The 25182-nt window shown below is 66.8% G+C and carries 22 protein-coding genes and 1 tRNA gene; 11 read left to right on the top strand and 12 right to left on the bottom strand.

Translation table 11 applies throughout. The features are described 5' to 3' along the window. Window positions 1-12 precede the first annotated feature (12 nt). Window positions 13-858 carry a flagellin N-terminal helical domain-containing protein gene (locus AC6EUH_RS16845; protein WP_056424317.1) on the bottom strand — a complete coding sequence of 282 codons (846 nt, stop codon included), beginning with the start codon at window positions 856-858 and terminating at the stop codon, window positions 13-15. Between the two features lie 278 nt (window positions 859-1136). On the opposite strand from AC6EUH_RS16845, the gene AC6EUH_RS16840 reads away from it, so the two are divergent. From AC6EUH_RS16840 to AC6EUH_RS16825, 4 genes are read left to right on the top strand one after another with little or no spacing between them, the layout of a single operon-like run. Further along, a complete protein-coding gene (locus tag AC6EUH_RS16840; RefSeq protein ID WP_056426467.1) occupies window positions 1137-1619 on the top strand; it encodes a flagellar protein FlgN in 483 nt (160 codons plus the stop codon). Between the two features lie 10 nt (window positions 1620-1629). Beyond that, window positions 1630-3042, top strand: a complete 1413-nt coding sequence (flgK, locus tag AC6EUH_RS16835) for a flagellar hook-associated protein FlgK (RefSeq protein WP_056424314.1) — start codon at window positions 1630-1632, stop codon at window positions 3040-3042. Between the two features lie 4 nt (window positions 3043-3046). After that, entirely contained in the window at window positions 3047-3934 is an 888-nt protein-coding gene (gene flgL / locus AC6EUH_RS16830) for a flagellar hook-associated protein FlgL (protein ID WP_499739366.1), read from the top strand. Beyond that, a complete protein-coding gene (locus tag AC6EUH_RS16825; protein ID WP_499739365.1) occupies window positions 3931-4338 on the top strand; it encodes a flagellar assembly protein FliW in 408 nt (135 codons plus the stop codon). Before flgL ends, AC6EUH_RS16825 begins: the two co-directional genes overlap by 4 nt. A 21-nt stretch (window positions 4339-4359) precedes the next feature. On the opposite strand, the gene AC6EUH_RS16820 is transcribed toward AC6EUH_RS16825, so the two are convergent. The 3 genes from AC6EUH_RS16820 to AC6EUH_RS16810 all read right to left on the bottom strand — a co-directional run bounded on the left by AC6EUH_RS16820 (window position 4360) and on the right by AC6EUH_RS16810 (window position 6100). Next, on the bottom strand, window positions 4360-4905 hold the full coding sequence (locus tag AC6EUH_RS16820) for an AMIN-like domain-containing (lipo)protein (protein WP_056424307.1): 546 nt from the start codon (window positions 4903-4905) through the stop codon (window positions 4360-4362). 258 nt (window positions 4906-5163) lie between these two features. After that, window positions 5164-5466 (bottom strand): DUF4193 domain-containing protein, encoded by a 303-nt coding sequence (locus tag AC6EUH_RS16815; RefSeq protein WP_056424304.1) that lies wholly within the window; start codon window positions 5464-5466, stop codon window positions 5164-5166. Between the two features lie 142 nt (window positions 5467-5608). After that, a complete protein-coding gene (locus AC6EUH_RS16810; protein WP_056424301.1) occupies window positions 5609-6100 on the bottom strand; it encodes a GyrI-like domain-containing protein in 492 nt (163 codons plus the stop codon). A 159-nt stretch (window positions 6101-6259) separates the two neighbouring features. On the opposite strand from AC6EUH_RS16810, the gene AC6EUH_RS16805 reads away from it, so the two are divergent. After that, the gene (locus AC6EUH_RS16805; protein ID WP_499739364.1) at window positions 6260-6802 is read left to right on the top strand and encodes a hypothetical protein; all 543 of its coding nucleotides are present in this window, start codon (window positions 6260-6262) and stop codon (window positions 6800-6802) included. Between the two features lie 59 nt (window positions 6803-6861). Here the strand turns inward: AC6EUH_RS16805 and AC6EUH_RS16800 are convergent. Together AC6EUH_RS16800 and AC6EUH_RS16795 are read right to left on the bottom strand one after the other, a co-directional pair. Then, window positions 6862-6935: transfer RNA gene (locus AC6EUH_RS16800), tRNA-Thr, on the bottom strand. Window positions 6936-7099: 164 nt separating this feature from the next. Further along, a complete protein-coding gene (locus AC6EUH_RS16795) occupies window positions 7100-7990 on the bottom strand; it encodes a DsbA family protein (RefSeq protein WP_499739363.1) in 891 nt (296 codons plus the stop codon). Between the two features lie 178 nt (window positions 7991-8168). On the opposite strand from AC6EUH_RS16795, the gene AC6EUH_RS16790 reads away from it, so the two are divergent. The 4 genes from AC6EUH_RS16790 (at window position 8169) to AC6EUH_RS16775 (ending at window position 13404) form a co-directional block, all read left to right on the top strand. Next, window positions 8169-9689: an alpha,alpha-trehalose-phosphate synthase (UDP-forming) gene (locus AC6EUH_RS16790; protein ID WP_499739362.1), complete on the top strand. Its 1521-nt coding sequence runs from the start codon at window positions 8169-8171 to the stop codon at window positions 9687-9689. Next, the gene (otsB, locus tag AC6EUH_RS16785) at window positions 9679-10491 is read left to right on the top strand and encodes a trehalose-phosphatase (protein ID WP_499739361.1); all 813 of its coding nucleotides are present in this window, start codon (window positions 9679-9681) and stop codon (window positions 10489-10491) included. The genes AC6EUH_RS16790 and otsB overlap by 11 nt, the downstream gene beginning before the upstream one ends. A gap of 259 nt (window positions 10492-10750) precedes the next feature. After that, window positions 10751-11833: an ABC transporter ATP-binding protein gene (locus tag AC6EUH_RS16780; protein ID WP_056426461.1), complete on the top strand. Its 1083-nt coding sequence runs from the start codon at window positions 10751-10753 to the stop codon at window positions 11831-11833. A gap of 134 nt (window positions 11834-11967) precedes the next feature. After that, a complete protein-coding gene (locus tag AC6EUH_RS16775; protein WP_056424289.1) occupies window positions 11968-13404 on the top strand; it encodes a DUF4032 domain-containing protein in 1437 nt (478 codons plus the stop codon). 66 nt (window positions 13405-13470) lie between these two features. On the opposite strand, the gene AC6EUH_RS16770 is transcribed toward AC6EUH_RS16775, so the two are convergent. From AC6EUH_RS16770 to AC6EUH_RS16750, 5 genes are all read right to left on the bottom strand, one after another. Then, on the bottom strand, window positions 13471-14838 hold the full coding sequence (locus AC6EUH_RS16770; protein WP_056424286.1) for an FAD-binding oxidoreductase: 1368 nt from the start codon (window positions 14836-14838) through the stop codon (window positions 13471-13473). Window positions 14839-14906: 68 nt separating this feature from the next. Further along, window positions 14907-16919 (bottom strand): glycoside hydrolase family 13 protein, encoded by a 2013-nt coding sequence (locus tag AC6EUH_RS16765; RefSeq protein WP_499739360.1) that lies wholly within the window; start codon window positions 16917-16919, stop codon window positions 14907-14909. Window positions 16920-16951: 32 nt separating this feature from the next. Further along, window positions 16952-17821 (bottom strand): sugar ABC transporter permease, encoded by an 870-nt coding sequence (locus AC6EUH_RS16760; protein WP_082492565.1) that lies wholly within the window; start codon window positions 17819-17821, stop codon window positions 16952-16954. Window positions 17822-17931: 110 nt separating this feature from the next. Next, a complete protein-coding gene (locus tag AC6EUH_RS16755; RefSeq protein WP_499739359.1) occupies window positions 17932-19590 on the bottom strand; it encodes an ABC transporter permease subunit in 1659 nt (552 codons plus the stop codon). 135 nt (window positions 19591-19725) lie between these two features. After that, on the bottom strand, window positions 19726-21030 hold the full coding sequence (locus tag AC6EUH_RS16750) for a sugar ABC transporter substrate-binding protein (protein ID WP_499739358.1): 1305 nt from the start codon (window positions 21028-21030) through the stop codon (window positions 19726-19728). Between the two features lie 337 nt (window positions 21031-21367). Between AC6EUH_RS16750 and AC6EUH_RS16745 the strand changes: the two genes are divergently transcribed. Continuing rightward, entirely contained in the window at window positions 21368-23161 is a 1794-nt protein-coding gene (locus AC6EUH_RS16745) for a glycoside hydrolase family 13 protein (RefSeq protein ID WP_499739357.1), read from the top strand. Between the two features lie 2 nt (window positions 23162-23163). After that, on the top strand, window positions 23164-24195 hold the full coding sequence (locus AC6EUH_RS16740) for a LacI family DNA-binding transcriptional regulator (protein ID WP_499739356.1): 1032 nt from the start codon (window positions 23164-23166) through the stop codon (window positions 24193-24195). Between the two features lie 164 nt (window positions 24196-24359). Here the strand turns inward: AC6EUH_RS16740 and AC6EUH_RS16735 are convergent, their stop codons facing one another. Further along, window positions 24360-24860, bottom strand: a complete 501-nt coding sequence (locus tag AC6EUH_RS16735; RefSeq protein ID WP_499739355.1) for an SRPBCC domain-containing protein — start codon at window positions 24858-24860, stop codon at window positions 24360-24362. Between the last annotated feature and the right edge of the window lie 322 nt (window positions 24861-25182).

The following is a 25182-nucleotide window of genomic DNA, read 5'->3' as shown; positions in this document are numbered from 1 at the left end:
CCGGAAACCGGTTTAGCGCAGGAGCGAAAGAACGCCCTGGCTGGACTGGTTGGCCTGGGCCAGCATTGCGGTGCCTGCCTGGGACAGGATGTTGGCCTTGGTGAACTTGACCATTTCCTGAGCCATGTCGACGTCGGCGATGCGGGACTGAGCGGCAGACAGGTTTTCGCCGGCGACGTTCAGCGACTTGACAGCGTGCTCGAGGCGGTTCTGGGACGCGCCCAGATCCGAGCGAGAAGTCGAAATCGCCTTGATGGCGTCGTCGATGGAGGAGATCGTCGTGGCAGCAGTAGTTGCATCCGTCACGTCGAAGTCAACCGCGCCAGCACCCGCTGCACCGGAAAGGCCTGCGACGTCCGTGGCAACGTCAGCGAGGTTGACGGTGATCTGGTCGTTGGCAGCAACCGAGCCGGCACCGACCTGGATGCTCAGTGAGCCGCCCTTGAGCAGGTCGATGCCGTTGAAGTTGGTTGCCTCGGTGAGGCGCCCCATCTCCTCGCCGAGGGAGTCTGCTTCCTTCTTGATGGCTGCGCGGGCATCATCGTTGTTCGTGTCGTTTGCACCCTGGACAGCGAGGTCACGCATGCGCTGCAGGATGGAGTGGACCTCGGTCAGGGCGCCTTCAGTCGTCTGGATGACGCTGATGCCGTCCTGGGCGTTCCGGGATGCCTGGGCCGATCCGGTGACCTGTGACTTCAGGCCCTCGGAGATGGACAGGCCTGCTGCATCATCGGCTGCACGGTTGATGCGCAGGCCGGTGGACAGCTTTTCCAGGGACTTGGACAGGTCCGTCTGGGTGGCGTTGAGGTTGCGGTACGAGTTGTTGGCCGCAAGGTTGTTATTGATAACGAAGCCCATGATGTTTCCTCCGTGAGTGGGACTGTAAGCGATGGCCCATCCGTGGGCCTTCAGGAGTAGTTATCGCCCTTTCCGATACACACGTAAGGAAAATTGCGAAATTCTTTTCCGAACACTTTTCCTTGCTATTTCGCCTGTAATCAGCCTTATTCCCGCTAACGGATCCCAGTCCCCTGCCGATAGTTTCTACGAACCCTGCTGAAGGCTGCAGCTGACTCCTTATGTACTGCATGCCCGGCACCACCGCATTAGTCACCTTTGAGGGAGCCGTCCGGACCATGGCCATCCACGAACTTTCAGCCCTGCTGTGGCGGGAGCGTGAACTCCTGGACGTTCTCACCTTCAAGCTGGAGGAGGAGCAGCTGCTGCTTACCTCGGGCAAATCCCGCTGGCTGCCCCACGGCACCCGGGAAGTCGAGCAGGTCCTGGGGCACCTCGCCCAGGCGAGCCTGGCGCGCACCATCGAGGCCGCCGTCGTTGCCGAGGTCTGGGGCCTCCCCACGGACGCGTCCCTGGCGGAACTGGCCGCGGCGGCTCCGGAAGGCGCCTGGGCCGAGATCCTCACCGCGCACCTCGCCGCGCTGACCCGCCAGACCGCCCTGATCAAGGAACTGCGCGACTCCAACGAGCAGTACCTGCGCACCGCCGTCCGCTCCACCCAGGAGTCGCTGGCGGATCTGCGTCCCGCGGCGGGCACCTACGACGCTCACGGCAAGACCGGGGACACCGCCGCCTCCCGCATCTTCGACAAGCAATTCTAAGGAAGCCACCATGAGCACCTTCGGCGCCCTGAACACCGCCTACCGCGGGCTGACCGCAGCCCAGCAGGGCATGAACGTGGCCGGGCAGAACATCGCCAACGCCGCCACCGAGGGCTACACCCGGCAACGCGTCGATCAGTCTTCCCTGGCAGCGCCGGCCCGTGGACTCTTCAGCGGCGGAGCCTTGCAACCCGGCCAGGGTGTGTCCGTGAACGCCATCTCACGGCTCGGCAGCAGCTTCCTCGACGCCGGCGTCCGCTCGGCGGGCGCGCAGGCCGGCTACGCCACTGTCCGTTCCTCGGCGCTGCAGGGCATCGAGGGCATCCTGCAGGAACCGGGCGACAACGGTATTTCGAATGCGCTGCACGGTTTCTGGTCCGCGTGGCAGGGCGCCGCCAACCAGCCCACGGAGTCCGGGCCCAAGGGGCTGCTCCTGACCGCCGCCAACTCCGTGACGGACAAGATTTCCTCCGCCTACAAGGCCCTCGACTCGCAGTGGAGCGGTGTCCGCAGCGAGGCGCTGGACGCGGTGACAGCCGTCAACGCGGCAGCCGCGCAGGTAGCGTCCTACAACACGACGATCCGCTCGACGCTCGCGGCCGGCGGATCGGCCAACGAGCTGATCGACGCCCGGGCCAAGCTCACGGACCAGATCGCCGGCCTCGCCGGCGGCACCGTCCGCGAACAGCCCGACGGCACCGTGGACGTCCTTGTGGGCGGCAACGCCCTGGTGACCGGCGGCTCCGTCCGGACGCTTAAGCTGGCCGGGGCGACGGCCATGGCCGACGCCGCTACCGACGCCCCGCGCGTCGAGTGGACCAACCCCGGCGGCACGGCAGCACTCGACGGCGGCGAACTCGCCGGCGCCCTCTCCGTGCTGGCACCCGCTTCCGGAGGATCCGGAGGCCCCATCGCCGAGGCAGCCGAGTCCTACAACAGGTTCGCGACCGCCCTCGCCACGGCGGTCAATTTCGTCCATAAGGATGGTGTCACGGGCGCCGGCGTCCAGGGCGTCAACTTCTTCACCACCGGCACAGGACCCGCCGCACTGAGCATCGCCGGCCCCACAAGCACCGCAAATATCGCCCTCAAATCTTCAACGGGCGGCGCCCTGGACACCAGCATCGCGGACAAGATCTCGCAGCTCGGCACCGGTGCGAACTCCCCGGACAAAGTCTGGTCAGGGATCGTCACGAACATCGGGGTGCAGTCCCGCGCAGCCCAGCAGCACGAGTCGCTCACCGATGCAGCCCAGGCTTCCGCCCGGACCAGCCGGGCCTCGCAGTCATCCGTGAGCCTGGATGAAGAAAACGTCAGCCTGCTCACCAACCAGCACGCCTACCAGGCCGCGGCCCGGGTGATGACCGCCGTCGACGAAGCCCTGGACGTCCTGATCAACCGCACCGGATTGGTAGGAAGGTAGCCACATGCTGAACCGCGTCACAAACCTGACCATGAGCGCGAACGCCCAGCGGACCCTGCAGACCCAGCAGGCCCGGCTGTCCGAGCTGCAGGACAAAGCCACCACGCTCAACAAAATCTCCCGGCCCTCGGACGATCCCGCCGCTACGGCCAAGGCGCTCGAAACCCGTTCCCTGCTCGCCGCCACGGCGCAGTACGGCCGGAACATCGACGACGGCAACACGTGGCTCACCGCCGCTGACTCCGCACTGGAGCAGGCAACCAACGTGATGCACCGCATCAAGGACCTCACCGTGCTGGCCGGCAACGGCTCGCTGAACCAGTCGGGCAAGGACGCCATCTCCCTCGAACTGGAGGCCCTGAACAAGGATCTTGTCTCGGTCGCCAACAGCAAGCACCTGGGCCGGAACATCTTCGCCGGCAGTTCCGATGCCGCCACGGCCTTCAGCTCCGCGACGCCGCCCGTGTTCCAGGGCGCCGGCATCAGCCCGGTGGAACGGCGCATCAGCGCCACCCAGACGGTCCGGGTCGACGCCGACGGCGGAGCGATCTTCGGCAGCGGTGCCGGCTCCGTCTTCGCCACGGTGGCCAATATCGCCGCGCAACTCCGCAGCGGCGGGGACATCACCTCGCAGCTGGCTCCCCTTGAGACATCGTTTAAGAACATCGTCAACGGACGTGCTGAGATAGGTACACGCCAGGCGCAGCTGGAACGCGCCGGCACCGTCAACACAGAATTGGAGGCCACCTTGGATGCCCAGCGGACCGGCATTGAAAAGGCAGATCTCGGCAGCGTCATCATGGACCTGAAGCTTCAGGAGACCAACTACCAGGTGGCCCTGGCCGCCACGGCGCGGGTCCTGCAGCCCACGCTGATGGACTTCCTGCGGTGAACACGCCTGTGGCCGATCTCCCCGTCACCAGCACCCCCGTGACGTTCACCGCGCCCATGCCTGGTCTTGAGAACGCACACGACTTCACTCTGCGCAGCGTCGAAGGCGCCACCGGCCTCTATGCCCTCGAGGCCGGTTCTCCCAGCCCCGTACGCCTGTTCCTCGCCGACGCCGCCGTGTTTGTGCCGGGCTACGCCCCGCCGGTTCCGGCGGCCACATTGCAGGCTCTGGAACTTGAGCAGGACCAGGACCTCCAGATGCTGGTGGTGCTCAACCACTCCCCCAAAGCCACCACGGTGAACCTCATGGCCCCGATCGTGCTGAACCCGGCAACCCGCCGCTGCGCCCAGCTGGTCCTGGACGGCCGGGAGTACCCGCTCCGGGCGGACCTTAACTCGCTCTAGCGATCCCGCCGGAGCCAGGCTTCACCAGAAATGCGCGACGTCGATCACCAGACGTGAGCCTGCCGCCGGCCCCTCCAGGGCGAACACCCGGAACGGCAGCCGGGCCCGGACCCCGATGCCGAGGCTGGAATACCCTTCGAAACTTCCTGCCCACGCCACCTGCCGGAACGTCTGGTAGCCCGTGACGTTCGTCAGTTCCTTACGGTTTCCCGGGTTGTAGGTGGACTTGCCGTTCTGGTCGTACGCCGGGTCGTTGACTGTGACCTGGATAAACGCCTGGCCCCGCAGCGGGACCGGCAATCCGGAACCGTCCTGCGTTACCTGCGGAACGTAGCGGACGGTGTAGCCGCCAACGCGCCCGTTGAGGTCGATGACCAGCCGGTCGAAGCAGTAGTGCTGGCCGGTCCTTACGTTAGTCACCTGGGCCTGGCTCATGGCGGGATTCGACTTGACCAGCGATCCCCACACCAGCCCGCAGTAGGGAGCCGCCGATGCGGGACCGGGCGCCACCAGCCCGGATGCAACCGCCAGCATGATTGCGATAAACCACACCCGGAACGTCTTCATTTGGGCTGCCCCCTCAAGAGTTGAGATAGCTCCAGAATAGGAGCGTTCCCTCGCCGAATCGAGGGGTAATCCGGCATCGGCGCCCAACCGTTAGGCTGCGCCGCGCCCGGTTACGGGACGGTTGCACCGCCGTCGTCCTCCTGTTGGGACATGTCGTGGAACGGCGAAGCGCCGGACCCCTCGCGGGAACCGGCGCTTCGTGGTGCATTGCTGCGAAGTGGTGGCGCTGTGAAGTGGCGGCGCGCGGTGGAAGGTCCCCTAGCCTTCGCAGTCGCGGCAGTACTTCATGCCGTTCTTTTCCTTGGCCACCTGGGACCGGTGACGGACCAGGAAGCAGGACGAGCAGGTAAATTCGTCGGACTGTTCGGGAACAACAATGACCGTCAGTTCTTCGCCGGAGAGATCGGCACCGGGAAGGTCGATGCCTTCTGCCGTGTCGTTCTCGTCGACGTCGATAACGGCGGTCTGCGCGCCGCCGCCACGGGACGCCTGAAGGGCCTCCAGCGACTCAGCGGGAGACTCTTCTTCTGTCTTGCGTGGTGCGTCGTAATCGGTAGCCATTTGGGGGTTCACTTTCGTTGCTGCGCAGCGCCATTTCAGGCACCTCAGTGAAGCAGTTTAGGACATTATCCATGCAGCCGAAGAATAGTGTGGTGAAACTGACACTTTGCGTCACGGGGCCGCGCCCTGCTGCGCGCGCGCCTCACGCCACCGGCCAGACGACGAGTGTCTTCCAGGCTCCCGGATCGGGTTCGGCGGCCGGGTCCGTGAGGTAGTACTCCCACATCACGTTCCCCGGGGTCAGCCCCGCGGCCTGCATCTTCCCCGTGATGGCTTTGTACGTTTCGGGGAGCTTCTCGTAGGGCCCCACATGCATGGCTTCCATGGCGCGGCCGGCGGGAAGGGATCCCGCTGTCACTCCCCCGTGGTCACCGGGCCACGGAAGCGGCGCCGCCACCGGAAAGCCCGCCTCCACGTCCACGACGTCGGTCGGCATCCCGTGGTACAGGGCGAACGGCGGTCCGGCCAGCTGGACCTGCTGCTGCTCGGCTGCCGCCATCACGGCCTGGTAGGCGCGGCCAAAGAACTCCTTCAGTGCGTTCATCGGCACCGTTTCGCGCAGGACCGCGGTGGGCTGTTCCTCGAGTCGGGTGGATTTGATCTCCGGCGTCTTTTCCGGATTCGCTTCGGTCATGAGCCCAGACTCCGCTCCACGGTTTCCGCGGTCTAGGGCCTAACGTCCCGCAGGCGCAGGCTGCGGACCCATGCCCTGGGACGGCCCTGGGACGCCCCGGGACGCTCTCGCGGTGACCGCCTGCACTGTGGACGTGATGTCCGCCCGTAGACTCACCACATGTCGGGTCCTGGGGGAACAAAAACTGTCCATTGCGCTGCGGCGCTCGTAGTTGGCACACTGCTGGCTGTCGGGCTGGGTGCCTGCGCCTATGAAGACATGGGGGATCCGCAGCCGGCGGCGGCGCAAACCCACAAACCTGCGCCCACCATGCCGGCGAAGGACCCGGGAGTCCTGAGCGTGGAAGCTCGCAACTACGCCGAGCTGCATAAGCGATTAGCGGGGGCACCCGGGTCCGTGCTTCTTGCCGACGCCGGACCGGCTGACGGTCCAGGGGTCGGCTTCCGCAAAGCCGCAACGCTGAAGACCGCCGGCCCGCACACGGTCACCTTGACGTGCGTTGGCGGCTCTCAGGCCCAAATTTTCCTCGCCCAGGACACTGGTTCCGGAACCGAGCACATGTCGTTCAGGGTCGATTGCTCGGAAACCCAGACGCGGGTCGTCCAGCTGCAGAAGGGGTATATCAGCGCGCAACTGACCCGTAGCGACCCGACCGGCGCCTGGACCGGGGCGGTGGCCGGAATCAAAATCACGGCCAAGTAGGGCAAAACAAAACCGCGCCGCCACCGGGACGATTCCCAGTAGCGGCGCGGTTCTATTCGGGCCCCCTGTCGGATTCGAACCGACGACCCCCGCTTTACAAGAGCGGTGCTCTGGCCAACTGAGCTAAGGAGGCATTCCTGCGCGCCGGCCGCCACCGGGACACGTTGAGGGACCCGGCGCGATGGCGCTAGATAAGGTTAGCCCACGGATGCCCGGTGATAAAAACAGACCCGGCTCCGGGAGAATCCGGAACCGGGCTGATTTTTTATTGCCGGGCAGGCTGCGGGCGTGTGCCGCTTACTTCTTGGCGTCGATGGCGGCCTGGAGGAACTCCTCGAACGGGGTCTGGGCGCTCTCGCCCTTGCCCCACTGCTCGCCCTCAACGAACACGGTCGGCGTCCCGGTGATACCGATGGACGCAGCCTGCTGGGTGGTGTACTTGACCCACGGGCGGAAGGTCTTCCCGTCCACACACGTCTCGATGCTCTTGGCCCCGACGTCGGTGGCCATCGTCTTCAGGTCATCATCAGAGATGCCGGCGCCGCCTTCAGCAGGCTGCTTCTCAAAGAGAACATTGACAAAGTCGGCGTACTTCTCCGGCGATTCGTTCACGACGCAGGCCGCCGCGTTGGCCGCGCGGGAGGAGTAGTTGGTGGTGGAGCGGGTGTCCAGGAAGCCCAGCGGGCGGTACTCCACGGTGATCTTGCCTTCATTGCGAAGGCTCGTGAGGGTCTCGTTGTACTGGGTCTCGAAGTTCTTGCACACGGGGCAGATGAAGTCGATATAGAGGACCACCTTCACCGGCTTGCCGGCCTCGGCTTCAGCGCCGGGCGCGGTGACCTTCGCCGGCGGAGTTGCTGCCGGAGCGGGAATGTCGGCGACGTTGACGGTGGCCGGTTCGGTCTTCGCCACCTCCGTGTTGGCCAGCAGCGTGACGCCGCCGTACACGTTGCCGTTGGCCGGGGTGGGTCCCTCGTCCGCCACCGGGGCGTTGTTCTGGATGTTCGACGTGACCACCAGTGCCACCACCACAATGATGGCGACGACGGCGGCAACAATGCCCCAGCCGATCAGCAGCTTGTTGCGCTTGTCCTTCTTCAGCTGCGCTTCGCGGATCTCACGGGCTTTCTCGCGGGCCGCGGCAGTTCGCTCTGTTTTGGACTGACGGGGTTCGTTTGCGGGGCTCATTAGTTCCTCGGGTCGATCGGCCGGTGGGATCCACTGGGTGGCAATTCATCATTTTAGGGGAGAAAACTGGGAAGTTGCGCTTTCAACCTTCCCTCACGCGTCGCAACGGACGAATAGCACAGAAGATTCCGCCCGGCTAGGGTGGAGAGGAGCCACGAGCAATCCCCAGGGGGCACCAATGCAGGCCACGAAACACGCCGAATCGGATCCAAAATCCTCAGGCGCGTCCGCGCACGGCACCGCCGCACACGGCAGCAGCGACACCGATCCGGACTCGCAGTATGACTTCATGGTGGTGTCCAACCGCCTGCCGGTGGACCGCTGCTCCCCGGACGAGCCGGGCTGCGAGGACGGCTGGCGCCGCTCCCCCGGCGGTCTGGTCACCGCCCTGGCACCCATGATGACCAAGACCGACGGCGCCTGGGTCGGCTGGCACGGCGCGCCCGATGAGCATGTCCAACCTTTCAGCCATGGCGGCATCGACCTCGTCCCGGTCCAGCTGAGCACCCATGACATCGAGCTGTTCTACGAGGGCTTTTCCAACGCCACGCTGTGGCCGCTCTACCACGACGTGATTGCGCCGCCTGAGTTCCACCGGACCTGGTGGGACTCCTACCGCAAGGTCAACCGGCGGTTCGCCGACGCCGTGATCCACCACGCCAACCCCGGCGCCACCGTCTGGGTCCAGGACTACCAGCTGCAGCTCGTCCCCAAGATGCTGCGAGAGGCGCGTCCGGACCTGAAAATCGGGTTCTTCAACCACATCCCCTTCCCGCCGCCGGAGATCTTCGCGCAGCTCCCCTGGCGACGCGCCATCATCGACGGACTGCTCGGCGCCGACCTGGTCGGGTTCCAGCGCAGCAGCGATGCCGGCAACTTCATGCGCTCCGCCCGCCGCTTCCTCGGCGCAAGCGTCAAGCAGCAGCAGGTCCATGTCAAGGGCAGCGACGGCGAGACCACCCATATCGCCCGCGCCCAGGCGTTCCCCATCTCGATTGACGTCCAGCAGATCAGCGAACTCGCCCAGAAGCCTGAAATCATCGAGCGCGCCCGGCAGATCCGCAAGGATCTGGGCAACCCCAAGACGATCCTGCTCGGCGTCGACCGCCTCGACTACACCAAGGGCATCAGGCACCGGCTCAAGGCCTACGAGGAACTCCTGGCGGACGGCAAGGTGACGGTGGAGGACGCCGCCCTCATCCAGGTCGCCAGCCCCAGCCGCGAACGGGTGGAGCAGTACCGCCTGCTCCGCGAAGAGGTTGAGGGCACGGTGGGCCATATCAACGGCACCTATGACACCCTGCAGAACACCGCCGTCCGCTACCTGCACCACAACTACCCGATCGATGAGATGGTGGCGCTGTACCTGGCGGCGGACGTCATGCTGGTCACCGCCCTGCGGGACGGGATGAACCTGGTGGCCAAGGAATACGTCACGGCGCGGACCAACAACGACGGCGCCCTGGTGCTGAGCGAATTCGCGGGCGCCGCGGACCAGCTCAAGCAGGCCCTGCTGATGAACCCCCACGATATCGACGGCCTCAAGGACACCATCATGAAGGCCGTGAACATGCAGCCCGCGGAAGCCGCCCGCCGGATGCGTGCGATGCGCAAGCAGATCCTGGACCACGACGTCGACCTCTGGTCCTCCGATTTCCTGACCGCACTGGAAGAAAAGGTAATCCGCGATGACTCCTGAGCTGTCACCGGAGCAGACCCCCCTCTCGCTGTCCCCCGACCTGCTGGAGGCCATAAGCACCATCGCCGCGACGGAGCACCTGCTGGTCGCGATGGATTTTGACGGCACCATGGCGCCGCTCGTTGACCATGCCGGGGACGCCCGGTCCCTTCCGCGCTCGGCGGCCGCCTTCGCCGCGCTCACCGAACTCCCGCGGACGACGACGGCCCTCATCTCCGGGCGGGCGCTGGACAGCCTGCGGGCGGTCGCTTTTCCCCCCGAGAAGACCCTGCTGATCGGGAGCCACGGCGCCGAGGTCTGGATGGGCCCCGGGTCCGCCGAGCTCGAACTCGATGACGACCGTCGCGCCCTGCTCGCCGGGGTCCGGCGCGAGCTGGAGGGCATCGTGGAGGTGGCGCCGGGCACCCTGCTGGAGGACAAGCCGGCCGGCGTCGTGCTGCACACCCGGCTGGCCGCGGACGATGTCGCCGAGGACGCCGTCGCCGCGGCCCGGGCCGTCCTGCAGGACCGGCCCGGCGTCTTCCTGAAGAGCGGCAACCGCGTTCTGGAGACCTCCGTGATCCACGCCTCGAAGGGGGAGGGCATAGCCTTCCTGCGCCAGGCGACCGGCGCCACCGCCACGGTCTTCGCCGGTGACGACACCACGGACGAGGACGCCCTGGCCCGGCTGCTCCCCGGGGACGTCGGCGTGAAGGTGGGCCTGGACTTCACCCAGGCCCAGTTCCGGATCGAAGCCCCGGTGCACGTTGCCGAGCTGCTGGAGGCCCTGCTGCGGGAACGGAAGCGCGCCCTCGGCGTGTGACTCTATAGCTCATCCCGGGCCCAGAGTTGGCCGAATCACATGTGACATCTGCAACATTTTGGCCCATTTGGCAAAAATCTGACATACTCTAGGTTGTGATGTGGCGCACAAGTACCGTGCGGCGTCATTGGATACTCCTCGGCTTCGGCCGGGGAGTATGCGCACGATCAGGTGCTGACAACTGAATTAACAACTGAACAATAAGACCATTCACTACGGATCGTCCGGCACGTACCTGCCGGTGAAGGGATTGATAACTGTGGCTACAGTTACTTTTGATAACGCAACACGTCTGTACCCGGGCACGGAAAAGCCCGCTGTTGACAAGCTCAACATTGAAATCGCCGATGGCGAGTTCCTGGTCCTCGTGGGACCCTCCGGCTGCGGAAAGTCGACCTCCCTGCGCATGCTTGCAGGTCTTGAGGACGTCAACTCCGGCCGGATCCTGATTGGCGACCGTGACGTAACCGACGTTCCCCCCAAGGACCGCGACATCGCCATGGTTTTCCAGAACTATGCCCTGTACCCGCACATGACCGTCGCGGACAACATGGGCTTCGCGCTGAAGATCGCCGGTGTCAGCAAGGAAGAGCGCGCCGAGCGTGTCCGCGAGGCTGCCAAGCTCCTGGACCTCGAGCCCTACCTGGACCGCAAGCCGAAGGCGCTCTCCGGCGGTCAGCGCCAGCGTGTTGCCATGGGCCGCGCGATCGTGCGTAACCCGCAGGTCTTCCTCATGGATGAGCCGCTGTCCAACCTTGATGCCAAGCTCCGCGTCCAGACCCGCACGCAGATCGCGTCCCTGACCCGCCGCCTGGGCGTCACCACGGTCTACGTGACCCACGACCAGGTCGAGGCCATGACCATGGGCGACCGCGTCGCCGTACTGAAGGACGGCCTGCTGATGCAGGTCGACACTCCGCGCAACCTGTACGACAAGCCCAAGAACGTCTTCGTGGCCGGCTTCATCGGCTCCCCCGCGATGAACCTGCTCGAACTTCCCGTCGTCGACGGCGGCGTGCAGTTCGGCGGCACCGTGTACCCGGTACCGCGCAACATCCTCGAAGAGGCCCACGGCCAGACCGTCACGCTCGGTTCCCGCCCGGAAGACCTCGAGCAGGTCGCCGAGGGCGAAGGCCTCCAGGTTGAGGTCGACGTCGTCGAGGAACTTGGCGCCGACGCTTACGTCTACGGCCACACCACGCTGGACGGCACGAGCCACGACATCGTGGCCCGCGTCGACGGCCGCCGTCCCCCGATGAAGGGCGAGTCCATCTGGGTCCGCCCGCAGTCGGGCCACGTACACCTGTTCGACACCAAGACGGGTCTTCGCCTGGGCGATTGATCCCACCCACCCACCGGCCCCTGCACGACGTATCCGACGGCGGTCCTCCCACTGGAGGGCCGCCGTCGGGCGTTAACAGACGTTTGCCGCACCATTCGTTAGGGCCGGCGCCCTTAGTACGGAAGAATTGGACTATGACCGAGCGAAACTCCAGCACCGAGGACAACGGCGCCCAGTGGCACGACGAACCCACCGACTACGGTCAGATCGGCAAGCTGCCCCGGTTCGAAGCCGCCAGCGCCAATGACAGCAAGGGTTCCGTGGCCTCGAGTTCCCTGAGCATCACGGCCGCAGCCACCGAACCGGAGCTCCTGGACCTGCCGTGGCACATCGCCCTGGAGGACTGGCCGGCGGAATACCTCGCCGCGCTCCCCCGCGGCATCTCCCGCCACATCGTGCGCTTCGCCCACCTGGGCGGTTCGGTCATCGCCATCAAGGAGACCTCGGAGCACGTGGCCCGCCACGAGTACCACATGCTGCGCAAACTCGCCCGGCTGGACGTCCCGTGCGTGGAACCGGTCGCCGTTATCACCGGGCGCACCACACCCGAGGGGCGGCCGCTGAACCCCGTGCTGGTTACCCGGCACCTGAAGTTCTCCATGCCGTACCGCGCCCTTTTCTCGCAGATGCTGCGCAAGGACACCCTCACCCGCCTGATCGACGCCCAGGCCCTGCTGCTGGTCCGCCTGCACCTGATCGGCTTCTACTGGGGCGACGTCTCGCTGTCCAATACGCTCTTCCGCCGCGACGCCGGCGCGTTCGCCGCCTACCTTGTGGACGCGGAAACCGGCGAGCTGTATCCGGACCTCTCCACGGGACAGCGCGAATACGATCTTGAAATCGCCCGCGTCAACATCGCCGGGGAGCTCATGGACCTCCTCGACGGCGGGCTCATCGAGGAAAAAGTGGACCCGGTAGCCACGAGCGAGCTCATCATGGACAGCTACCGCCGCCTCTGGACCGAGCTGACCGAGAAGGAATCGTTCGAGATCGGCGAGCGCTGGCGGGTGGCGGCCCGCATCCGGAAGCTCAACGAGCTGGGGTTCGACGTCGAGGAATACGCGATCAAGACGACGCAGAACGGTTCCACCATCCAGCTCCAGCCCAAAGTGGTGGACGCCGGCCACCACCAGCGCCGGCTGCTGCGCCTGACCGGCCTGGACGCGCAGGAAAACCAGGCCCGCCGACTCCTGAACGACATGGACTCCTTCCGGGCGGACAACAACCCCGGAATGGACGAGGAATACAGCGCCCACCTGTGGGTCAGCCAGATCTTCGAACCGATTGTCCGTTCCATCCCCCGCGATTTGTCCGGGAAGCTGGAGCCGGCGGAGGCTGTGCACGAGATCCTGGAACACCGCTGGTACATGTCCGAGAAAGAGAACCGGCACATCCCGCTGGCCGAAGCCGTGCAGTCCTACATTGACTCCGAGCTGCGCCACCGCCGCGACGAGGCGGCCATCATGCTCAACCCGGACACGGGACTGCTCAAGATTCTGGAGGTCGAGACCGAGGAGTCGCGCTACGGCGCCGACGAATCCATCGACGAATACCCGGACTCCGACGACTAGGTTCCCGGCGGGCCGGCCGCCGTCCCGCCGGTTTCTGGCACGGCCGGGCTAAATCCCGGTGCCGGACTAGATCGCTTTGCCGGGGTTCAGGATCCCGGCCGGGTCGAAAAGTTCCTTAATCCGGCGCTGCAGTTCGCGCACGGGCTCCTTCTGCTCCAGGCCGAGCCAGCGCAACTTGAACTGTCCGATCCCGTGCTCCCCCGTGATGGTGCCGCCCATCGCGAGTGCCACAGTGACGGATTTGTCCAGGGCCGCGCCCAGCCGCTCCATGGCGTCGGCGTCGACGGTGCTATCCACCCGGTCCACCCAGAAGGTGGGGTGCAGGTTCCCGTCCCCGGCGTGCGCCACCACCTTGAGCTTGACCCCGTTCGCCGCCGCCATGGCCTCAAGCTCGGCGACGTAGTCCACCAGCCGGGAGCGCGGGACGGCGACGTCCTCACCCACGCGGTATTCGTCGTCGACTTCCACTCCCCGGCTGTTGCGCCGCAGGTCCACCAGCAGTTCCGCCTCCGCGCTGGCCTCCATGGTCACCACGGCCCCGCCGGCCGCGAGGACCGGCCGGATGGCCGCTGCCTCTGCGGCCGCACCGAAGCCGTCGGTCTGGATCAGGAGCAGCGACTTTCCCCTGGCGGCGAGGTCCGAGCCGTGGATCTCATCGAGCTGGGCCAGCGTGCCGCTGTCGAGGAGTTCCATGATGGCCGGCTGCACGCGGGCCTTTCCCACGGCGAGGACGCCCGCCGCGGCGCTGCGGAAGTCCGGGTAGAAGGCGGCCACCGTGTGCACGTCCTGCGGGAGGTACTTGAGCCGCACGGTGATGCCGACGACAATCCCCAGCGTCCCCTCGGAGCCGACGAACAGCGCGGTGAGGTCGTAGCCGGCGACGCCCTTGAACGTCTGGTGGCCGGTGTGGATGAGCGAGCCGTCCGCGAGCACGACGTCGAGCGCCAGCACCGAGTCCCGGGTGACCCCGTACTTGGCGCAGCGCAGGCCGCCGGCGTTCGTGGCCACGTTGCCGCCGATGGTGGATAGCTTGAAGCTGGCCGGGTCCGGGGCATACATGAGGCCGTGCACCGCGGCGGCGGTGTTGAGGTCGGCATTGACCACCCCGGGTTCCACCACGGCCGTCTCATCGTCCGGGTTGAGGTCCAGGATGCGGTTCATCCGTTCGAGGCTCAGCACAACACAGCCCTTGCTGGCGTGCGCGCCGCCTGAAACGCCGGTGCCGGCGCCGCGGGCCACCAAGGGCACCCCGTGCGCGGCGCAGGCGCGGACGGTGGCCTGGACGTCTTCGACCGATTCGGCACGCACCACGGCCTGCGGCTGCTGGTAGTCCAGCACCGGAGCCTGGTCCACGGCATAGGCCGTCAGGGTGGGCGTGTCCAGGGCGACTTTCGCCGGGCCCAGGGCAGAGGTGAGCTCGTCGATGATGCTCATGCGGTCTCCAGTTCGTCGAATCCGGCCTTCAGTCTAAGGCGCGGATCCAACCTGCCGGGGCAGTGTGCCTAAGGCAACGGGGTCCCGGGCAGCACCCAGACTCCCGCCGCGGGGCCGCGGGTGCAGATCAGGGCGGATGGAGCGGCGCCATTCGCCCTGATCTGCCCGCCTGTCTCGGGGCCGATGTTCTCCAGACCGGCGTTGATGCGGCCGGTGGCGAATGCGGGGGCTTCCGCGAGGGCCCCGAGCTGGGCGCGGGTGAGCAGTCCCGGCGGCAGTGCGACCTCCGCGGCGTCCCGGGCCACGACGAGGAGCACGGAACTCCCCGCTTCTTCCCGCACGAATGCCAGGGCGTCACCGTGTGCGTGCAGCCAGCGGATGCCTCCGCCGGTCAGTGCGGGCTGGTCCCGGCGCAGCCCGGCGAGTGCGGCATAGTCATCGCGGAGGTCGGTCAGGACCCGGTCCGGATCGTTCCAGGGCATCGGCGTGCGGGAGGCTTCGCCGTTGTGTCCCTTGAGCCCGAATTCGTCGCCGGCGAACACGACGGGGACGCCGGGGAGCGTGAACATGAGCACCACACCGAGCCGCTGGCCGCCGTCGATCATGACGGTGGCGGCCCGCGCGGTGTCGTGGCTGTTCAGCGCGTTCATGTTCTGCTGCCGGACGTCCCAGCTGAAGGCGGCCGCCAGGTCCAGGTGGGTGGCCAGGAAGTCCTCGGCGCCGGTCCGGTTGGGACCGGGCAAGGGGGTGCCGAAGAAGTTGACGTGCGCGGCGTCTCCGGCGAGCCAGGACCACAGCGGCCGGGTGAAGTTGGAGTACGTCATGGCGCCGTGCCAGTGTTCACCGCTGAAGTCCGGGGCGGCGTCGTTGGTGGCCTCGGCCAGCAGTGCCGCGTCCGGGTTGATCTCCCGGACCCGGTCGGCGATCAGCCGGGCCACGTCGTGGTTGAGATCCGTGGCCCCAAGCCGCCCGGTCATGTTGCCGACGTCGATCCGCCAGCCGTCCAGGTTGAAGGGGGGCTTGAGCCAGCGGGCCACGGGCGAGTCGTCGGCCAGGACGAATCTTTCCCTGAGCCCCTCCGAGGTCCAGTTGAGTTTGGGCAGCGAGGGGACGCCGTACCAGGATTCGTATCCGGTGTGGTCGCCGTTGAAGTAGTAGTAGCCCGCCTCCTCGGAATCCGGTTCGGCGAGGGCGCGCCGGAACCATTCGTGGGCGTCCCCGGAGTGGTTGGCGGTGAGATCGCCCATCACCTTCAGGCCCCGGGCGTGGGCCGCCTCAACGAGCTCCACCAGGGCCCCATCGCCGCCGAGGAGCGGATCCACGAAGGCAAACGTGGAGGCGTCGTAGCGGTGGTTGGAGCGTGCCGGGAAAAACGGTGTCAGGTAGACGACGTCCGCGCCCAGTTGCTGGATATGGTCGAGCTTTTCGATGACGCCGCCGAGGTCCCCGCCGTAGAACTGGTAGGGCGTCTGCGGGCCCGAGCCCTCCACCGGGGTAGTGTCCCAGCTGCACGGCACCGCCCACTCCGGGGCCGCCTGGTCCGCGGCCCGGTCTTCCGGCGAAAGGCCCGCGTCCGACCCGGAGGAGCGGGCAAAGCGGTCCGGGAAGATCTGATACATCGTGCCGCCGCGGAGCCAGTCCGGCGCTGCCGGGAACGTGGTCAGCCGGAAGTCCGCGTAGTCGGAGACATCCCGGCTGAAGATCCCCTGTGCGTTCAGGCTCCAGTAGCGCAGCCCCCCGGCCGCAGAGCCGGGAGGCGCGCCGGTCTCGCCGCCCGCGCAGCCTGCCGCACCGCCGTCGGGCTCCTCGTGGCCGTCCGGGACCTCCAGCAGGAAACGGTACCGGGCCACCGGGTTGGTGACGGTCATGGGCGCCTCCCACCAGACCCAGCCGTCCGCCTCGCCCAAAGCTGTACAGGGCTCATAACGGGGCTCGCCGTCCTGGATCGAACGGAGCCACACCCGGGCGGCGCGTCCCCAGTCGGCGGGAACCCGGACCCGCAGCAGGGCCTCGTCGCCGAGCGACACCTGCTGCGGGGCATGCAGGCCGGACCCGTCGTGGTGCGGCAGCGGCCGTGCCATTCCCGCTCCCGGCATGCCCAGCCCGTTCATGCCTAGCCCTTCACCGAGCCCTGGGTGAGGCCGCTGACGATGTAGCGCTGCAGGAAGAGGAAGAGTGCCATAACGGGCACCGCGGCAATCACGGCACCGGCGGCGAAGACTCCCCAGTTCTCGGACCGCTGCTGCGCCACGAAGGAATACAGCCCGACGGCGAGTGTCTGGCTGTCCGGGTCCGTGAGCACCACGCTGGCGATCACGAACTCGCCGGAAATGCCGATGAAGGACAGCAGGCCCACAACGGCCAGGATCGGCGTGACCAGGCGCATGATGATGCCGAAGAAGATCTGCGTGTGGCTGGCTCCGTCAATCTTGGCCGCCTCATCGAGGGACTGCGGGACGGTGTTGAAGAAGCCGTACATCAGGTAGGTGTTCACGCCCAGGGCACCGCCCAGGTAGACCATGATGAGGCCCAGCTGGCTGCCGAGGCCCAGCGCCGGGATGACCTCGGAGATGCCGCTGAGCAGCAGGAAGATCGCGACGACGGCGAGCAGCTGCGGGAACATCTGCAGCAGGAGCAGGCTCAGCAGCCCGATCCGGCGGCCTTTGAAGCGCATCCGGGAGAACGCGTACGCCGCCATGGCGCCAAGGAAAACGGTGGCCGCGGACGTCACAGTTCCCACCACCATGGTGTTGACGAACCAGCGGGCATAGGGCCGTGAGGGGTCGTTGAACAGTGCGGTGAAGTTTCCGAAGTCGATCCGGCTGAACAGTGCGTTGGAGCCCACCAGTGTGCCGGTGGAGTTGAACGCCGCGGAGAGGACGTAGAGCAGCGGGAAGATCGCGAAGAGGGTCACGGTGATGCCGACGAGGTGCCGCCAGCCTTTGTCCTTGAACCAGACGCCGAAGGGACGCCGGCGCGCCATCGCCTTCAGGTCCTGGACCGTGGTGTGGCCTGTCGCGCTGCTGCCCGTTGTGGTGTCGTCGACGTCGGCCGGAGCCGTCGTCGGACTGACGGTGCCTGGTGCTGACCCGTTCATGAGTTCACGTCCTCGAGTGCCTTGGTCTGCTTGAAGCTGATGGCCGAAACGGTGGCCACGATGATGAAGATGATGATGGCCAGGGCACTGGCCAGGCCGTAGTCACGCCCCGTCCCCTGCCCGAACGCCACCTTGTACACGAGCGTGATCAGGATGTCCGTGGCTCCGATGTCCCGGTCAGTGTCCGCGAAGCGCGGTCCGCCGCCGGTCAGCATAAAGATCACGTTGAAGTTGTTGAAGTTGAAGGCGAAGGAGGAGATCAGCAGCGGCGCGATGGAGACCAGCAGCAGCGGCAGCTTGATGGAGCGGAACACGCGCCAGGGCCCGGCGCCGTCCATCCGCGCGGCTTCGTCCAGCTCCGTGGGCAGCGACTGCAGTGCGCCGGTGCAGACGAGGAACATGTAGGGGAAGCCGAGCCAGAGGTTGACCACCAGCACGCTGATCTTGGCGAGGATGGGGTCCGTGAGCCAGCCGATCGTTGCGCCGCCCAGCAGGGTCTGGTTGAGCCAGCCGAACTGCGGGTTGAGGATGCCGGACCAGACCAGCCCCGAGAGGAACGCGGGGAAGGCGTAGGGCAGGATCATCAGGATCCGGTAGATCTTTTTGCCCCTCAGGTCCTCCCGGTTGAAGGTCATCGCCAAGGAGAGGCCCATCGCGAAGGTCAGCGCCACGGAGGCGATGGCGAAGGTGAAGGTCCAGAGGATGACGCCCAGCAGCGGCCCGCGCAGGCTGGGGTCGGTGAAGGCACGGACGAAGTTCTCCATGCCGACGTCGATCTTCCAGCCGGTGGTCAGGGTATCGCCGTTGCTGGCCGCGAAGGCCCCCTTGCCGTTGTCCTGGTAGACCGTCCCGGTTTCGGTGTCCGTGAAGGTGTCCGCGGCGTCGTCGTAGGTCAGGGCCGGCTTGAACTGGTACGCGTTGCTGCCGTCTGCCGTGCGCAGCGTCCCGTCGGCGGGGTCGTCGGAGACCGGGACCATGATGGCCAGGATGCTCTGTTGGTTCGCGACGATCTCCTGGAAGTTCAGGGTCCGGTAGCCGTCCACGGCGTTGGCCTTGCCGGTGGAGTCCGTGCCGGCGTCGGAGATTTCCTCCAGCGGGGTTTCGGTGTTGCCGAGCGAGACCTTGCCGTCCGGGTCGGTGAACAGCAGGTAGAAGGAATTGTCCTTGGCGAGGACGGCGGCTTTGTAGGCCGGGGAATCCGGGACGCGCTTTTGCGCGGTGAGCTGGATGGCGGCGATCGCATCATCCTTGGTGCTGTTGTGCCCGTCGCCGTAGTTGGTGAAGGCGATATAGCCGCTGAACATGACCACAAAGACCTGGAAGACCAGCAGGAACAGGACGCCGGGGGCCAGGTACTTGGCGGGGAGCCCGCCCTTGCGCAGATAGATCCAGTTGATCGCCAGGACGACGGCGGAGGAGACTGCCAGCGCGCCCCACGACTCGCTGAGGAAAAGCATCATGAGGACGTAGACGGCCAGTGCGTCCACGAGGCCCAGCAACACGATCTTGGCGACGGTGCCCTTGGTGGTGTCCGGGCCGAAGCGGCGGCGCCTCTTGACCGGACGGGCAGGCCGCCCGGCGGCGCCGTCCGGGGCTGTTGCCGTGCCCTTTGCGGCGGCCGGGGTGCCGGCCTGGCGGAGTTCGGTATCTGTCATGGCTGTCTACAGTCCTTGGGAGCAGCTGGTGGTGGTGCAGGAACGGACCGGGCGGCATCGCTGCCGCCCGGCCCGGTGCTTGCCGGTTCGTGACGCTTGTCGACGTAGCGCAAACGTCAGGATCCGGCGCGGGGACTAACCCGCGATCTTTGCCTTGATGCTGGCGGCCATCTTGGCCCAGTCGGCGGCCGGGTTGCCCTGGCCCTTGATCAGGGCGAGCTCGGTGGCGCCCCAGTCAGCCCAGACGGCGCTCATTTCCGGGATGGCCGGCATCGGGACGCCGGTTGCACCGATTTTGCCGAACGCTGCCACGACGGGATCGCTGGCGGCCTTCTCGAACGATGACTTCAGCGCCGGCGGACGGCCTCCGGCCTTGTACATGGAGTCCTGTGCTGCCTCGGAGGTGAGGTAGTTGGTCACGAACTCGTTGGTGGCCAGGGCGTTGGCGCTCTTGGCGCTGATGAAGAAGCCGTTGACGCCGATGAACGGCTGGGCCGGCTTGTCACCGGTTGTCGGCAGCGCGTCCACGGCGAACTTGATGCCCTTCTTCTGGACGTCCGGCACGTTCCACGGCCCCGTCAGGTAGTACGGGGACTCGCCGGCCAGGAACTTCTCCTTGGCGATGTCACCGGTGATGTTGGAGTTGATGATCTTCTCACCGGCGTCGCCCCAGGCGGCCAACTTCTTGGCGAACTCGACGCCGGCGGCGTCGCCGATGAGGAGCTGCTTGGGATCGTAGCCGCCGTCGGCGGTCACGCCGAAGATCTGCGAGCCCATGGAGGCCTGCAGCGGGTACAGGTGGTACGGGTCACCCTGCTTCGGGTCCATGCCCACCAGGAACGGGAACTTGGCCTTGCCGTCGGCGACGGCCTTCTTGCCGTTGGCGACCACCTCATCGAAGGTGCTGGCGGCATCCGGCACGATTGCCGTGTTGCGCAGCAGCGCGATGTTTTCGATCGCGTACGGAACGCCGTAAACGGAACCGTTGAAGGTCATGGCCTTGACCGAGGATTCCTGGAAGGAGTCCGTCTTGTCGCCGAGCTCGACGGGGGCGATGACACCGTTCTGGACGAACTTGCCTACCCAGTCGTGCGGGCCGACGATCAGGTCCGGGCCCTTGCCCGTGGGAACCTGGGTGATGAAGTCGTCGCGGACTGCCGCGAAGTCCTTGACCACAAGCTTCACGTCGATTCCGGTTTCAGCCTTGAACTTCGCCGTGATGTCCTTCAGGGCGGGCGAGCGCTCGGCGTCAACCCACATGGTGATGGTGCTGGCCCCGGAGGCCTTGAGGTCCGGCTTGGCGGTAGCCGTGGCCGTGGCGGGGGCGGTGGCTGCGGCGCCGCCGCAGGCGCTGAGCGCCAGCGCGGCAACTACGGAGATCGCGCCGGCCGTGAATACGCGGCGGCTGGTCCCGGTTGTGAGGGTGTTCTGCACCTTCATTGGTGTCCCTTTCATAAATCCTGCATCCACGCTGGAGGCTCCGTCCGAGCCCTGGTGAAGACTCCGGAGGCCTGGTGGCATCGTCGGTGATGTGGCTCACAGCTGCAAGCGCTTCCAAGGTACACGCTGAACATGACTTTGGAAAGTCACCCTACCGGCGAGTATCGGATGCGGTCGAATTGAACGGCCGGGAGCAGCAACTCGGGATGAACCCGCAGTTCAGCGCGCTGGCGCAGAAGGGTGCCGCGGCGCCTGCAGGTGACCATAAATAAAGGTTCGCGGCGATCCGCGCTGGAAGCGTTTTCATTTTGACCGGTTCGGCCTTACGATTACCGGCATGTCCGTTGACTCAGCACTCATCGCCCCCGCCGTATCAGCCGCGCCGCTGGCCGGGCCCTTGACCGGCCCCTTGACGCCGGTGCACGCCGCCGATCACCTCCCCGGCTGGTGGCGTTCGGCCGTCATCTACCAGGTGTACCCGCGCTCGTTCCGGGACTTGAACGGGGACGGCATCGGCGACCTCGCCGGGATCACCGCGGAACTTCCGCAACTGGCCGAACTGGAGATCGACGCCGTCTGGCTTTCCCCGTTCTACCGTTCGCCGCAGCGCGATGCCGGCTACGACGTCAGCGACTACTGCGACGTCGACCCCCTGTTTGGCACGCTGGCGGACTTCGACGCGATGATGGCCGAGGCCACGCGGCTGGGCCTGCGGATGATCGTGGACCTCGTACCCAACCACTGCTCGGACCAGCACATCGCCTTCCAGGCAGCCCTGGCCGCTCCCGCGGGCAGCCCGGAACGGGACATGTTCATCTTCCGCGACGGCCGCGGCGCCTATGGCGAAGAACCGCCGAACAACTGGGAATCCCACTTCGGCGGCCCGGCCTGGACCCGGATCACCGAACCGGACGGCGCGCCCGGCCAGTGGTACCTGCACCTGTTCGACACCTCCCAGCCGGACTTCAACTGGGACAACGACGCCGTGCACGAGGAATTCGAGCGCGTCCTGCGTTTCTGGCTGGACCGCGGTGTGTCCGGCTTCCGGGTGGACGTTGCCCACGCCCTCGTCAAGGCTCCCGGCCTGCCCGAGTGGGGCGGCCGCGCCGACGGGAACAGCTGCGACGGTTTCCCGGGCCATGACGCCCCGATGTTCGGCCAGCCCGCCCTCCACGACATCTACCGCAAGTGGCGGCGGATCCTGGCCGAATACGGCCCGGACCGGATCCTCTGCGCCGAAGCGAACGTGGACCCGCTCCCCCGCCTGGCCGACTGGGTCCGGCCCGATGAAATGCACCAGGCCTTCAACTTCCCGTACCTGCACACCGGCCTGGACGTCCACCGCATGCGTGGCGTCATCACGGAGTCGCTGACGGCGCTCGATTCGGTGGGAGCCCCCAGCACCTGGGTCCTTTCCAACCACGACGTCGTCCGGCACGCCACCCGTTTCGGCTACGACGGCCGCGCACCGCGCGACGGCGACGGCATCGGCACCTTCGATCCGCAGCCGGACGAGGCCCTGGGCCGCTCCCGGGCCGCGGCCGCCTCCATGTTTATGCTGGGCCTTCCCGGCGGCGCCTACCTGTACCAGGGCGAAGAGCTTGGCCTGCCCGACGGGATCGACATCCCCGACCACCAGCGGCAGGACCCCACCTTTGCCCGCACCGGCGGTGAGCGGCTGGGCCGTGACGGCTGCCGCGTGCCGCTACCGTGGCGCGCCGCCGAACTCCACGCCGGATTCGGCGGCGGTGCGGCGCCGTGGCTTCCGCAGCCGGCGAGCTTCGCGGGACTGGCGCGTGACACCCAGGCCGCCTCGCCGTCGTCGCACCTTAATCTCTACCGGCGCATGCTTGCCGTGCGGCGCGAGCTTGGGCTCGGCCAAGGTTCACTCGCCTGGGCTGAGGAATGGTGCACGGACACGTGCTTGGCGTACGTGAACGGCACCACCCTGGCGCTCCTCAACGCGGGGCACGAACCTGTCGAACTGCCCGCCGGGCGGGTGCTGCTGCGCAGCTCCCAGGACGCCGCCGGGGACGGGGCAAAGTCATCTGAACCGGCCGCCTCCGGGCATCGGTTAGGCTCAGGGGAAACTGTTTGGCTGGAAATCTACATCGAGGACGCGGAGAGCTAAGAATGCCCGGCATCAAGGACGTCGCGGAGCGCGCTGGCCTCTCCATAGCCACCGTTTCTCGGGCCTTGAGCGGCAAAGGGAACGTCTCGGCCCGCAGCCGTGAACGCGCCCGGAACGCGGCGGCCGAACTCGGGTTCGTTCTCTCCTATCACGCCTCCAGCCTGGCCTCCGGGCGGAACCACAACGTCGGCGTCGTGGTTCCGTCCGTGCACCGATGGTTCTTCTCGTCGGTGGTGGAAGGCGTCTCGGCCACCCTGCTGGACGCGGGGTACGATCTCACCCTCTACAACGTCAGCGGGGGGCAGGAACGCCGCCACAGCGTGCTCAACGACTTCCTGCTGCGCAAGCGGGTGGACGCGGTGATTGCCGTGTCGCTGGAGCTTAGCGAGGCCGAGATCCAGCAACTGCTCGCGATCCACCGGCCCATCGTCGGCATCGGCGGTCCGCTGCCGGGGGCCTCGACCATCCGCATCGACGACTCAGGCATCGCCCAGGCCGCGGCCCGGCACCTGATCCAGCTCGGCCACAGCAAGATCGCCCATATGACCGGCGATGCCGCCTACGAGCAGGACTTCCGCCTTCCGGGCACCCGCCAGGCCGGATTCAAGAAGGCCATGAACGACGCAGGGCTGGCGGTCCGTCCCGAGTGGCAGATCTCCGCCGACTTCACGATCCAGGGCGCCTACGCCAGCGCCAGACGCCTGCTGGGCAGCTCCGTGGAACGGCCCACGGCGGTTTTCGCCGCATCCGATGAGATGGCTATCGGCACTATTCTCGCCGCCCGCGACTTCGGGCTCCGCGTCCCCTACGACCTGTCGGTGATCGGTATTGACGGCCACGAACTCGGCGAGGTCTTCGGCCTCACCACCATCGACCAAGACGCCCGCGGCCAAGGGGCACTGGCTGTCCGGCGCCTCCTGGCCGGGCTCGACGGCGGCCGCGAGGACGAGGCGGCCGACACGGAGTTTCCCACGCACTTCGTAATACGTTCCAGCACGGCCGTTCCGCCCGTGGACCCGGCGCCGCTGCGCTAGGTACTGACCGCTGCCTCTGCGGCGCGTTCCTCCCCAGTTGCTTGCTCCATGGCCTGGTTGCCCCGGGATCAACGCCCGGAAATCCGGGGAATTCTCCGGATTCCGCGGACCGGCCGGCTCAGCAACCGGGCAGGAGCGCGGCCATGCGGGCTGCAGGCCGACTCTTAGGCACCGTCGCCGCCCATAAAGCGCACGAAGCGGTCGAGCACTCCGGGCCAGCCGGCGGCGTACTCCGCCCGCGTAGCCGCAGGGTCCTCGGCGCCCTCCCAGCCACTGTGCACCAACCGCAACTCCGTACCGTCCTCGACGGCCCGGAAGGCGACGCGCAGCTCCGTGGACCACACCGCGGATGATCCTGGGTGCCAGCTCGCATGGAAGGAGAGCGGGGGCTGCCAGTCGTCGATGGACCCCCAAATGGCCGTCCTGCCGTCGTCCGCGCTCTCCAGGATCAGGTTCTCCTCGAATTCCACGTAGGAGCCGGCCCCGAATACGCTGTGATCCTCAAGAGGCCACCAGAGGTGCGTGTGTTCGGTGAAACCGACGAAGGCCCGGGCGACTGCCCCCGGCACAATGACGGTATAGACGAACTGGTCCAGCCCCTCTCCCGGTGCCGGTTCCGGCGTCTCGGCGGCATCAGAGGGTGCGTGGCTGAAAAGGTTCTCCATGGGCACCAACTCTACCCGCGGGCTGCCGGCGTGGCTGCGTTGGGCGGGCCTGGACGCTCCCGCAGCTCCGGCAGCAGGGTAGGTGATGCCTCCCCGGAGCTCCGGCGCGGGCCCGTGCAGGTGCTGCGGGAGGGTTGGGGTGTGACCGGCGGGATGTGCGGGATGGTCTGTGGGGCGGCTGCCGGTGGTGCGGGTGGGTTGGTGGGGCGGCTGCCGGTGGTGCGGGAGGGTCCTGGTGGTGGGATGGGGGGTTTAAATGCGGGAGGACCCCCAACGTGGTTGGGGGTCCTCGACCTTAATGATGTTCCGGCGGTGACCTACT

This window comes from Arthrobacter sp. 001422645, from assembly GCF_059816125.1.
Note: the sequence above shows the minus strand (reverse complement) of the source record. Positions and strands in the feature narration are given on the sequence as shown.